This is a genomic window from Pseudomonas sp. SA195, assembly GCF_054131565.1.
On the sequence record NZ_CP096392.1, the window covers coordinates 1,320,180 to 1,332,375 of the forward strand.

Annotated in this window: 12 protein-coding genes and 1 pseudogene; 11 read left to right on the top strand and 2 right to left on the bottom strand. The window is 58.6% G+C overall.

What is annotated here, in order from left to right; translation table 11 throughout:
• Position 1: 1 nt before the first annotated feature.
• From M1D78_RS06080 to M1D78_RS06125, 10 genes and pseudogenes are all read left to right on the top strand, one after another.
• The gene (locus M1D78_RS06080; RefSeq protein ID WP_437420096.1) at positions 2-853 is read left to right on the top strand and encodes a helicase RepA family protein; all 852 of its coding nucleotides are present in this window, start codon (positions 2-4) and stop codon (positions 851-853) included.
• Complete coding sequence (locus M1D78_RS06085) at positions 840-1,604, top strand: hypothetical protein (protein ID WP_437420095.1); 765 nt, start codon at positions 840-842, stop codon at positions 1,602-1,604. Before M1D78_RS06080 ends, M1D78_RS06085 begins: the two co-directional genes overlap by 14 nt.
• Before the next feature lie 360 nt (positions 1,605-1,964).
• The gene (locus M1D78_RS06090) at positions 1,965-2,153 is read left to right on the top strand and encodes a hypothetical protein (protein WP_437420094.1); all 189 of its coding nucleotides are present in this window, start codon (positions 1,965-1,967) and stop codon (positions 2,151-2,153) included.
• A 1,488-nt stretch (positions 2,154-3,641) separates the two neighbouring features.
• A pseudogene (locus M1D78_RS06095) lies at positions 3,642-3,719 on the top strand (FitA-like ribbon-helix-helix domain-containing protein); the annotation flags it as partial.
• A 15-nt stretch (positions 3,720-3,734) separates the two neighbouring features.
• Positions 3,735-3,896, top strand: coding sequence for a FitA-like ribbon-helix-helix domain-containing protein (locus tag M1D78_RS06100; RefSeq protein ID WP_457933607.1), 162 nt, complete (start codon positions 3,735-3,737; stop codon positions 3,894-3,896).
• Positions 3,893-4,312 (top strand): type II toxin-antitoxin system VapC family toxin, encoded by a 420-nt coding sequence (locus M1D78_RS06105; RefSeq protein WP_437420092.1) that lies wholly within the window; start codon positions 3,893-3,895, stop codon positions 4,310-4,312. The genes M1D78_RS06100 and M1D78_RS06105 overlap by 4 nt, the downstream gene beginning before the upstream one ends.
• Before the next feature lie 130 nt (positions 4,313-4,442).
• Positions 4,443-5,228, top strand: a complete 786-nt coding sequence (gene trbJ / locus M1D78_RS06110; protein WP_437420385.1) for a P-type conjugative transfer protein TrbJ — start codon at positions 4,443-4,445, stop codon at positions 5,226-5,228.
• Positions 5,229-5,254: 26 nt separating this feature from the next.
• Positions 5,255-5,518, top strand: coding sequence for an entry exclusion lipoprotein TrbK (trbK, locus tag M1D78_RS06115; protein WP_437420091.1), 264 nt, complete (start codon positions 5,255-5,257; stop codon positions 5,516-5,518).
• On the top strand, positions 5,515-7,131 hold the full coding sequence (trbL, locus tag M1D78_RS06120) for a P-type conjugative transfer protein TrbL (protein ID WP_437420090.1): 1,617 nt from the start codon (positions 5,515-5,517) through the stop codon (positions 7,129-7,131). The genes trbK and trbL overlap by 4 nt, the downstream gene beginning before the upstream one ends.
• 65 nt (positions 7,132-7,196) lie before the next feature.
• Positions 7,197-7,424 carry a type I toxin-antitoxin system ptaRNA1 family toxin gene (locus tag M1D78_RS06125; protein ID WP_437420089.1) on the top strand — a complete coding sequence of 76 codons (228 nt, stop codon included), beginning with the start codon at positions 7,197-7,199 and terminating at the stop codon, positions 7,422-7,424.
• A 288-nt stretch (positions 7,425-7,712) separates the two neighbouring features.
• Here M1D78_RS06125 and M1D78_RS06130 read toward each other — a convergent pair whose 3' ends face one another.
• Together M1D78_RS06130 and M1D78_RS06135 are read right to left on the bottom strand one after the other, a co-directional pair.
• Positions 7,713-10,409 carry a UvrD-helicase domain-containing protein gene (locus M1D78_RS06130; RefSeq protein WP_457933530.1) on the bottom strand — a complete coding sequence of 899 codons (2,697 nt, stop codon included), beginning with the start codon at positions 10,407-10,409 and terminating at the stop codon, positions 7,713-7,715.
• 188 nt (positions 10,410-10,597) lie between these two features.
• Entirely contained in the window at positions 10,598-10,765 is a 168-nt protein-coding gene (locus M1D78_RS06135; RefSeq protein WP_437420088.1) for a hypothetical protein, read from the bottom strand.
• A 229-nt stretch (positions 10,766-10,994) separates the two neighbouring features.
• On the opposite strand from M1D78_RS06135, the gene M1D78_RS06140 reads away from it, so the two are divergent.
• Positions 10,995-12,182, top strand: coding sequence for an HNH endonuclease (locus tag M1D78_RS06140; RefSeq protein ID WP_437420087.1), 1,188 nt, complete (start codon positions 10,995-10,997; stop codon positions 12,180-12,182).
• The last annotated feature ends 14 nt before the right edge of the window (positions 12,183-12,196 follow it).

The following is a 12,196-nucleotide window of genomic DNA, read 5'->3' on the forward strand; positions in this document are numbered from 1 at the left end:
TATGGCCCTCGACCTAATGGCAGGATTCACCAAGCTGCCTCCGCCGATAGATTACGTTTTACCTAATATGGTTGCTGGCACCGTGGGCGCACTTGTGTCGCCTGGCGGGGCTGGTAAGTCTATGTTGATCCTGCAATTGGCCATGCAGATCGCCGGCGGGCCCGACTTATTGGAAGTGGGGGAGCTGCGCAATGGCACGGTGGTGTATTTACCCGCCGAAGACCCACCTATAGCAATCCATCACCGTTTGCACGCCCTTGGCGCATACCTAACTGCCGAGCAGCGGCAATCCGTGGCTGATGGTCTGCTGATTGAGCCGCTAATCGGAAGATGTCCCAATATTATGGCGGTTGATTGGTTCGATCGCCTCAGACGGGCTGCCGAGGGGCGTCGTCTGATGATTTTGGATACCCTGCGCCGGTTTCATATAGAGGAAGAGAACGCCAGCGGGCCTATGTCGCAGGTGATCGGCCGAATGGAGGCCATAGCCGCCGATACGGGCTGCGCAATTGTGTTTCTGCACCATGCCAACAAGGGCGCCGCCCTGGCGGGCACTGGCGATCAGCAGCAGGCCAGCCGTGGGTCATCGGTGCTAGTTGATAACACCCGTTGGCAGTCGTATTTGTCAGGCATGACGCAAGTCGAGGCCGAGGAGTGGGGGGTTGATGAAGGTCAACGTGGGTATTTCGTCCGCTATGGCGTTAGCAAAGCAAACTACGGCGCACCTTTTCGGGAGTGTTGGTTCCGGAGGCACGAAGGCGGCGTCCTCAAGCCTGCTGTGCTCGAACGACAGAAACGCCTTTCACCTGCGAAGTTGAAGTCCGTAACGAGGGGCGGCAATGAAAACTGGTAACCAGGTCGCCCCGACCAGCACGGTATTGCAGGCACGAGTAATGATCTATCAGCCCAGTCAGCGTCCACGAGAGCTGGCGGGGCAATGGATGGACACCTGCTTCGGTCGATGCCGCGTAACCGGCAGGCTGGGTCAGCGTCATGCCGATATCGTGGAGTCCATGTTGTATGTGGCTGAACGCCGACGCGAAATATCAGACGGCGGCATCGAGCTGCTGATCGACCCGGCGAGGCTGCGCCGGATGCTATCCGATCACCAGTACAGCCACGACCGCATCAAGAAGCTGCTGACCGACCTGCGGGCCGCCACGGTAGAAATCGTGACGCCGGAGCTGGAGTGCAGTGGTGAGCGGATCATCGGCGGCCTGATCGACCACGTTATCCCGTCACCTATGACCCGACGTGATCCGCTCACTGGCGGCGTTCGCCATTTGTGGCGCGTCCGGCTAGGTGTTGCTCTGGTGATGCTGTTGGAAAGGGACTTGTCCCTTTACTACCCGCCTGGCCCCATCGCCCGGTTGCAACACGGGATCAGCCAGGCGCTTGCGCGGCATGTCCTGACCCACAAGCAACACCCGGCGGGAGGCTGGCACCTGGACACGTTGATTCGTGCCGTAGGAGGCGGAGCAGTCGATAGCATGATGCTGCGCAATTATCGGCGGCGGTTGAAGGAGGATGCCGCTGGATTGATCGAAGTCGGCATTGAGTTAGCCGCCGCGGACAGAGTAAAGCGTGTCACAGCGGCCCGATAGCGTGCCACAACGGCCCGATGGCGTGTCACAGCGGCCCGGCAGCGTGCCACAGCGGCCCGATTTTTTGCAGTTTTGGCAGGATATTCAGGATGTCTTAGGATATCCAGGCGGTGTAATTGCCCGCTTGAGACGGGCGCTTACACCTTTTTTGCGCACGGCCTGATGGTTCGCTCAATCGGTTTGAGGCCGATGGTTGGACGCCAAGGGGGAGGGAGGTGGCAGAGGCCATCTCTATACGTCGTCAGGCGACAAGTCCCCTGATTGTTGATTCAAGGGCTCGCTGCGATTTAGAGAATTAGCAGCTAAAGCGGCAGGGCGCTTCAGCTGCTAAATTTCCGCCATGATCTCAGAGGTGTTTGTATGCAAAGTCCAGACGAACACGCTGGTTTGCTGGTACGCATGGTATTGATTAAAGCAGCGGTGGCTGACGCGATAGGCGAGAATAGGCAGCTTGGCCTAAGTGATGTTGAGCCGTCGGCTAAGGAAGGAATTGCCGCAGAGGTTGCCGAGATTGACTTCTCGCGTTGGAAGTCTGTTCCAGTGGCGTAGCGATTGCCCCGGCACCATTTTTAATAGCTAGATTTCTCGTCTCGTCGGCCGCGATTAACTATCGCGGCGTTCTCATCGGCAGGTCTTACCGCTATCGCTTCCAGAACCGAGGCTGTTCGAGAAGATCTTCACTCTCCGACTGGCTTATGCCCCCGGCAACCGAAACCTCTTAGGTTTTCTTCCCCATCTGCCCCTGCCGCCTTAGCGAGTCCCCCCCTCTGGCGTTCAACCTGCTTTTTTGGTTTCGACATGCGCACGTAACTGTTGGCGTCGTGCTGTAGGAGCTGGGGACAATCGCTCGGAGCGCTCGGCTCCATCGAGACGTCATCGCTCTTGACCATGGCGCGCTTTTCGCCATCTCGGTGGTCTTGGATAGCCCACTTGTACTTCAGTTGTGCTCCAGTTGCGCTCCGGTGGTGTTCTGAAGGCTTTCAGCGGATATACCGATTGATGCTCAGTCGATGTTAGTTGATTTGAAGAACAGACAAAAACGCGGTGGAACTGCGGGCAAGACAGGTGAAGTAGGCCCACCCGCAAGCGGGCGGATCCTGCTTCACTTGCCCTAATTCGCGCTACGCGCTCAATCGGGAGTCTTGCTCTGCGAGGCTGTAACACGCGCAGGCTGAAAGCTGAGTGGAGGCTGGAAGTTTGTTACATCGGCTAGAAACACACCCAGGACGGCGTGCAGCAACACTGCTTACTGCCCGGCTCGCAACGCAGCCGGAATCTTTCCCTGTCTCGAATTTTGTCGGCACTTTCGAGGGTGCGGAATTCAGCCTGGCGAATGGAATCTGGGATAGCCGGCGCCTCTCCTTCAGAGCGATGAAACGAGAGCTAAGCATGCGTGGCGAGGGGCTTGGGCCTGTAAACGGCCGTGCATTACTGACGGTAGCTTCTGGTGGTCGCTGCTGCCGACGCAGGTGCGTTGAATTTATCAAGACCGCTTTTCGGCGAGACGAGCTCTGAGGTTTTACTACAGCCGTAATCTTTCCCCCATAGAGTTAGCTAAGTAATTGTGGGGGCGATGCGGGCTGAGCGTTATTTTCTCATGTTACGTCTGCGTGCCAGTTCGGCCTTCATCCGAGCCGATGATTCGGCCATATCTCGGCGAAGCTCTGCGAGTTCAACGTCCGTCAATGCCCGAACGTTTTCGTTGGAACCGTCCGCTTTGACTGGCAAGACATCGTTTCCGCCAATGTCACATTGTGTGGTGTCGTTTTCCCCCATGCGCACCTCCTAGTCTTCTGCTCGATAGCTCCACCACAGTCCGTATAGCGTCTGCGCGATAGGCTTCGAGTATGAGTCGCCACGTTACGCTGACTTACTGTTTTTACATTATGCCCGCGCACACCGAGCCGAGGCTGCGCGTCGTGCTGTAGATTGAAGGCCAAGCCCTCCGAGACAAAAAGCTCATGGACAGCCGCGATTGTGAGAATGCTTGCGCTTTGCTAGAGTGCAAGAGTATGCATCATAAAAAGGTTTTGAAAGATGCCATCTGTTACCGTTCGAAATGTACCCGATGAGGTACATCGTGCGATCCGCGTGAGAGCTGCTCAGCACGGCCGTAGCATCGAGGCCGAAATGCGCGACATCCTGGAGTCCGCGGTGAAGCCGAAGGGTCGGGTTAAGCTAGGCTCACTGCTGGCCGAAGTCGGTCGTAAGGCCAAGCTGACCGATGAAGAGTTCGCTTCCTTTGAGAGTATGCGCGATAGAACTCCCGCCCGTGCAGCGAGTTTTGAATGATTCTTCTCGACACGAACGTAGTTTCGGAGCCGCTACGTCATGCGCCCGAGGCCCGCGTTATCGAATGGATCGATGCACAACCGCTGGAAACGCTTTACCTGTCAGCGATGACCGTAGCCGAGCTGCGCGCCGGGGTGGCGCTTCTGCCGACCGGCAGGCGTCGTACGACGTTGCATGAAAGCCTGGAAAAGCAAGTGCTGCCCATGTTCGTTGGGCGCGTTCTGCCTTTTGATTTAGCTTGCACGCATGCGTACGCCGAAGCGCTGGCGATGGCCCGCAAGTCAGGTAGCGGCATAGAGGCAGCCGATGCGTGCATCGCAGCGGTCGCCCTTGCTAACGGATTTGTCGTTGCCACTCGCGACACAAGACCCTTTCAAGCTGCCGGTCTGACTGTTATCAACCCTTGGGAGATCTAGCCCTCACCCTGACGCCGTGAAATGAACATAAAGGCCGGGCTTCGGTGTCGCTCTGGTCAACTACCGATTAGCTACGTGGCGCAGCTATTCGATGACCCTGAAAGCCACTTTCAGAAAAGGTTATCGAACCATGAAGCACTTCCGCATTTTAGCGGCTAAAACCGCGCTCGCCGCCGTCCTGGTCGGCGGCATACACATCACGTCCACGCAAGCCGGAATTCCTGTCATCGACGGCACCAACTTGTCGCAGAACATCATGACGGCAATCGAATCGGTGGCCCAAACGCTCAAGCAAATTGAGCAGTACAGCACTCAGCTTCAGCAATATGAAAACCAGCTTCAGAACACGATGGCCCCGACCGCGTACATCTGGGATCAGGCGCAATCAACCATCAACGGCTTGATGAGCGCGACCAACACCCTGAACTATTACAAGAACCAGCTCGGCAGCCTGGACAGTTACGTCAGCAGGTTCCAGGACGTGAACTACTACAGGGGGACCCCGTGCTTTTCGGCCACCGGCTGCTCTGCCACTCAGTGGTCGGTGATGAACGACGTACAGCACCTCGCCAGTGAATCGCAGAAGAAGGCTAACGATGCTGTGTTCAAGGGCCTCGACCAGCAGCAAGACAACCTGACCTCGGATGCGGCGACGTTGCAGCGCCTCCAGACCGGCGCGCAAAGCGCTCAGGGCCAGATGCAGGCAATCGGATACGCCAACCAGCTCGCCAGCCAGCAGGCCAACCAGCTATTGCAGATTCGCGCCCTGTTGATAGCGCAGCAGAACGCCTTGGCAACCAAGATGCAGGCCGAGGCGGATAAGGAAGCCCGGCAGCTGGCAGCCGGCCTTACTTCAAGGGAGTCCAGGATCGAGCTTACGGCTAGCCCGAAAAACTGGCTCGAACTGACCCGCTGACGGAGGCAAGCATCATGAAAAAGGTAATGCTGCTTGCCGGCCTTGCGGCGGCGATGCTGTCCGGCTGCGACAACAAAACCGCCATCCCGCCCATGCCCGAAGTTAATGACACTAATTGCCAAGTTCAGGCAATCAAAATGATCAAGGACAACGCCACGCGCGAAACCTTCGCCGGGCTGTGCTCGCGCCGGACTCCGGCCGGCGGTGGCATCGCTCCGACCGAAAAGCCGCTGAACTGGTTGGAGTTGACCGACCCGAAGCACACCAATAAGCAGGAGGCGACACTATGAAAGCACTGCACAAGGCGGCGTTGATGGGGGCCATGCTCGCGGTTTACTCCTCGGCCGCATCGGCCCAGCTCACTAGCCAGGGAATGCTTGACCAAGTTGTGGCTGAGTTTGCCACTCGGGCCTCTGCTTGGCAGGCGGTGGTGATGAGCGCCGCGACGTATTTGTTCTGGACGCTGGGCATGATCTCGCTGGTCATCACGTTCGGCTTTATGGTGCTACGCAAGGCCGACATTGGTGAGTTCTTCGCCGAGTTCATCCGTTTCATGCTCTTCCTCGGGTTCTTCCTTTGGCTGCTACGCAACGGCCCGGAAATCGCCAATTCGATCATTCAATCACTGGCCCGGATCGGCGAGCAGGCGTCAGGGGTGGCGTCGGTGACACCTTCGAGCATTGTGGACGTCGGGTTCATGATCTTGAAGCAGGCATTCAGCAACTCAACAAATTGGTCTCCTGTGGATAGCTTCATCGGAGTGGTATTGAGTGTCGGCATCTTGATTCTGCTCACCGTTGTCGCCGTGAACATGCTTTTACTGCTCGTCTCGGGTTGGCTGCTGATGTACGCCGGAATCTTCTTGCTCGGCTTCGGCGGCTCGCGATGGACGTCGGACATAGCGATCTCCTACTACAAGACTGTTCTGGGACTAGCCGTGCAAATCATGACGATGGTGCTGCTGGTTGGCATCGGAAACGACCTGCTTTCAAGCTTCTACGCCAGGATGAACACCGGTGTGCAGAACTTTGACGAGCTGGGCGTGATGCTTGTTTTCTGCGTGGCATTGCTAATGCTGGTGAATCGTGTGCCACCGCTGGTGGCCGGCGTTATTACCGGTGCGGGCATTGGAAACGCTGGCGGCATCGGTAGCTTCGGCGCGGGCGCAGCTGTAGGTGTCGCGATGGGCGCGGCCAGTTTTGCGGCTGGAGCTGCAAGCATGGCGGGTAGCGCCGTGCTGAGTGGTGCAGCGAACCTCGCTGGCGGTACTTCGGCGCTCAATGCCGCTTTCATGAAAGCCCAGAGCGCAATGAGCGATGCAGGCGGAGGCGCTGACATGATGGCCAGCATGCGCGGCGAGGGTGCTTCGGCGGGTAACGAGTCGGCCAGTGCAGCGGAGACACCGTTCGCACAGGCGGCAGGCTTCGGCGATTCGTCTTGGGTTGCAAGTAGTACATCGACCGGTAACGGTTCGGGCTACTCAAGGGGTGGTGAGAAGTCCAGTACTTCGGCGGCCAGCGTTGGAGGCGGTGCCGAAAAGGTCGCTGATAGCGAAACCGATCTCTCGGGAGGCGCAGTGTCGAGGCAGCAGGGCGGTCCTCAGACTGGATCCGCCAGAACTGGCTCAGGTGGATTCACTCGTGCCGCAACACTCTCAGCGGGCGAATTAGCGAAGGGCGCAGGGACCGTGCTCAAGGGCAAGGCCCCGCAGCTCGCAGAGCGCTTCCACGAGCGCATAGACCAAACGATAGGCGGCCAAGTAGCAATGGCTATCCGGGGCGGCACGGCGGCCGATGATCCGGCCTTCGATGGGGACAGCTTAGCCGGAGAGCAGGTCGACAATGAAACCGCTGATCCCGATGGTGAGATCGCTGCTTTCGTAAATCGCTCGACACCATCGTAAAAGGCGCGTCGGCCGGTTTGGGGCCGGCCGACACTTCCACAACCCACCTGATAGAGAGGTGAATCATGGCAACCGCGAATTTTAACAGCGTAACCCAGGCAGTTCATTATGCAGCCGTACAGCTCGCAGCTTTGGACTGGATCGACCAGGAGGAGGCTCAGCAGCTCGGGCCGTTGGCTGAAGCAGTCGCCAACGCCTTCATGGTCGTCTTCTACCAGGCCGAAACTGGGAAGGCTACGCCAGCGGATTTCCGCGAGGCTCTGGACGCGGTGCGGCAGTCACTCGGCACGTAGTCTTCGCATCGGGAGTAGCAGGGAGGGGCAGCCAATGGCCACCTCTATCCTTTTTGTAGGCCGAAGACGAAAGTGAGGCGTTCCCAATGGGCGGCGAATCAGGCATGTACGGTTACTTTGTGTCCATCATGCGGCGGCTTTCCGAGCACTCTGCAGAGTCCCGTTTATAGGCCTCCGAACCAGAATGAGATGGGATTCAGCGCTGATCGGTAACGGCCACCGTCCAAATTTTCGGGCGTCGCAAGGAAGTGACGCCGCATAGCCGATTGGCCGCCAGCTGACCGGGAATCACCGCACCCTACGCCGCTTCGGCTTGTAGCTGCAGATGGGGAAGTTGGAGCAAGAGCGAAACTCCCCGTAGGGTCCCGTGCGCAGCACTAGCACACCTTGCTTGCAGACCGGGCAGGCCTCCTCTTGGATGGCCTTGCCCTCAGTGTCCACAACCACCACGGCCCCGTCTTCCTGCAGTTCCCGAAGGAACGTCGAGCACTGGCCTCGTGCGCTGAGCATGGTCACGGTGCGTCGGGCCCGGGTCAGGGCCACGTAGAACAGCCGGCGCTCTTCTCCCAACGGAAAGGTGTCGCCCTCGGGCATCGCCAGGGTCAACACCGGGTCGTCGGTGCGAGTGTTGGGGAAGCTACGCCGACGGTGTGCGCTGATCATTTCTGGGAGGATGACGTAATCCGCTTCGCTGCCCTTGGAGCGGTGGATGGTCAGGAACGATACATCGACCCAGCGGTTGAAGCGTCCCGGATTAATCGGCATATACTGCCGATCCGCGTTGTAGCGGCCCAAGACGTAAACGGACACTTTGCCGTTGCGGCCTGGTTGGATCGAGCCATCGCGCACCCCTTCGGCTAGATTCACCACGAACCGGTCGATGGCATCGGCTAACTGCTCTGTTTTATCCACCTGGAATGCCTGGAGGACCGGGCCATGGGCTGGGGTGGCCGAATGCACGCGCTTGGAGATCTGCCCAGGGTTTTTGGATACGAACGCGCTGGACACGTCGCACAACGCTTGAGGGCAGCGGAAGGTTTTCTCCAGCTTGAGCACCTGGCCGTGGCCAAACCATTCACGAAAACCCGTCATCACCGACACGTCGGCGCCTGCAAAGCGGTTAATCGACTGCCAGTCGTCGCCCACCGCGAAGAAGAAACGGCCCTTGTCTTGAACCAACCCGCGGCACAAACGGGCCCGGGCACGCGACGCGTCCTGGAACTCATCGGCCATCACCAAATCAAAGGGCGATTCCACTCGACCGCTTTCAAGGTGGCTGGCGGCGAGGTTGGGCATGTCCTCGAAGTCGATTCCGTTCTCGGCCGCCAAGGCTTGGTCCCATGCGCCCACCACTGGGCAGGCAATGTCGAGGAACATTTGGTGCCGCAGTTTGAACGTGTCGGCGGGCATCGCGTCCAACCGCCGCTGCAGGTCCGAAGCGCTCAGACCATTACTCTTGGCGTGGCTCATGAACGTGCGCACAAGTGCGATGAGTTCGATGGACTCCATGGGCTTTCGGCCGTCTCTGGGAATTTCCCGGTCAGGGTTGGGGTCGAGCACCAGCCCTCGGGCGGTTAGCTCGCGCTCTAGGCGATCGAGATCGTTGCCGTGACGTAAGCCATGGGAGGTGGTCTCAAAAAGGGCCGTGCCTTTTTCCGCGTGCAGCTGCCGCTTCCAAATTACCCCCTCAAGGTAACCTTCGAAGTGCTTTGGCGGCACGCCGTCCGCGTCGAGCGCAAAATGTTCGTGGAAAAGGCCCAAATCAGGGTAGTAGAAATCGGGGCGGTATTGCCGGTGCGTTTCGTCGGCAGTGCTATGGGGGTAGGGCGCTTCGTAGTCGTAGTTCACTCCGTTCAAAAAGAGAAGGTTGGCGATCATCACCTCTTCAAGGCTCTTCACTCGCTCACCGCGGTTGGTGACCAGCGCGCCCTTACCTTGAGCGTCCCAAACGTCGGCCGGTTCCGGAGCACCAGAGGCCGGCAAATCCCGCCCAAAGACGAAGCGGAACAAATCCCACTGGCGGCGAAACGCGGGGGAGCGATCTTTCAACAGATCTACGATCTCCGTGAGCTTGCGTACCCCACCGGCCGCGTCAGTGGCCCAGTCGGGTATGTCGGGCTTTTCTCCCGTGGCCTTGCCGATGAGGCGCAGGCCCAGGGCGTGGAAGGTGGAGGCCTCCACGGTCACGTCCGACATGCCCAATCGTTTAAACGCTTGGGCCGCGCGCTCCTTGAGTTCCTCCGCAGCTTGCTTGTTGAACGCCAGCAAGACGATCCGCTTGGGATCCACGAACCTGCGATGGATGGCGTAAGCTGCTTTGGCGACCATGGTGGACGTCTTACCCGAACCGGCCGAGGCCACGACCTGCACACGGTTGTCAAAGCACACTACGGCTCGCGCTTGCTCCCGGCTGAGCGGCTTGCTTTCCACCTGATCCAGCAGATCCTTGCAGGCCACCAGCTCCCTTTCCACGTGAGCAGCGTTGAGCGCGGCCCAAGCGGAGCGCTGGTCGGCCTCCCAAGCGTCCAAGGAGCGTTCGATCGCCTTCGCCGCCGGTCCTAAACGAACCGTCACGCCCGGCTTCTTCAAGCAGGAACGAACGGCTGCGAGGTCAACCGTGGGCTGGGCCGCTAGGACGGCGTCCTGCTGTTCGCGAGTGAACCAGCGCCGCTGCTCGGCGCAGGCTTGCTCCTGCTCGGCCTTATGCGCCAACCAAGCCTCGATCGTGCGCTGCGCGCCCTTGAGAAATGTGACGTCCTCTCGCAGGCGCTTCTCCCTCAAGGCCGCATTCAACGCTTGAACAACGGCTGCGCCCTGGGTGTTGGGCAGGCCATCGACTTTCAACTCACGGCTTTGCCCCGGGTGTAGCGTAATGTCCGTCCAGAACGTGCCCGCATGGACACGGTAAGATGCCTCGTCCTCGACGTTGACCGAATGTGTGTGGCGCCCCAACGTCAAGGCAAGTTCCAAGTCTTTCAAGCGCAAGCGCCAATCCGGTGATCTGGTTAGGCGCCGGCCCCACCATGAGGGGGACCATTGCTTTGTTGTGTCTTCCTGGATAAGCCGGTGCGGAGGCGTCACGTCGACCGTGTCAAGCACCTGGTCAGGAGGCACGGTCCGGGAAGGGCGAGTGTTCTCGTTTGACAGACTTTTTGAGTTCTTGGGATCGGTCATCAGCGAGTCTTATCGAGCCAGGCCACCGTTATAGCATCGCGGGTGCCCATGCGGGCTAGCTGCTCACTCGCCAGGTCGGCCATGCTCATGCCGTGTGTTGCCTCGTTGGCGGCTGCTTTGACCTCCATTGCCGCCAGCAATGTCGCTGAGATCGCTTTGAAGGTCAAATCCGTTCCCGATGATGTAGAGGGTGTTGGCGTTAGGTACGATCGTATGGACAGAGTGCAGTGTCTCCCAAGCGTAGCTGGCCGACCAGCGCGGCTGGAGAGAAGTAAGCTAACGTGGAGCATACCGTACGAACATCGGCTAGCCACGCCTATAGCAACAAAACCCAATTCGAACGCCCGCATGTCTAGTTCGCAGGCCATAGCCTCCAAAGCTTAATAAGGAATCAAGATGGACCGAAAGGATTTCAATTTTGCCATCCAACGTTTTCAGGCAGGCGAGAGGCCGTTTAGCTTCAGAGAGCCGACTTGGCATATTGTGGCTAACGACGGATCGTTGGTGCCCTTGAAGTATGTCTACGCAATGGCGTTGGGCGTCGATTCGCTCGATACCCACACCGATAAAGCCAAGGCTGCTGCAACAGCTGCTGGTTTTACGGTTGTTGCTATAGGCGAGGCCGGCGAGCGACGAGAGACCCGGTATTGGTGGGTTAATCACAAGCAGACATACAAGGCTGAGCTAGAGGGGGGCTACATCTGGTCGCCGAAGGAAAACCAGAACGGTTCCCGCAATCAGACATACATCAATCTCACCTTGGTGAGACCGGGCGATGTGGTGATCTCTTACGCTGGCGCCGAGATTCGCGCGATCGGCGTTGCCACAGGTGCACACCAAGAAAAGCCTAAACCGAAAGCCTTTGGGCAGGCCGGTCAGAACTGGTCGGAAACCGGTTGGTTTGTACCGGTGGAGTGGTCAGTTGTGAGTAAGGCTGTGTCGCCGAAAGCCCACCTCGCTCGCATCGTGGATCTCTTGCCAGAGAAGAACTCACCTCTACAGCGTACCGGCAATGGTAACCAAAGTTGCTACCTGGCAAGCATTTCTTCTGATCTAGGCTCGCTCATACTCAGCCTGATCCGAGCAGCTGACACCGCGGTTGTTGATCGAGTGAAGGAACTGGAGGACCAGCTAAAAGCTGATGAGGTAGAACAGGTGATCCAAGATGACGAGGCACTCTCTCCGACTGAGCGAGAGCAGTTGGTCCGCTCGCGTGTTGGTCAAGGGGCTTTCCGCCTCCACGTTATGGCGGTCGAGAAGGCTTGTCGCCTAACTGGGGTTGCAGATGGCCGCTTCCTGATTGCCAGCCACATCAAGCCCTGGAGAGACTGTACAAACGCTGAACGCCTGGACGGTGACAACGGCTTGATGCTCGCGCCGCACGTGGATAAGTTGTTTGACCGCGGCTGGATCTCGTTCGCTGATAACGGTGACCTGCTAATCGCGGCGGACGCCCCTCTCGCCGTAATAAATTCCTGGGGCTTCAATGCTGGCCTAAACGTCGGAGCTTTTTCGGCGAAGCAGCGAGGCTATCTTCAGTATCACCGCGAGGTAATCCTCCGCGGCCCACTGAATTGCTCCTGAGCTCGTAGAATCTT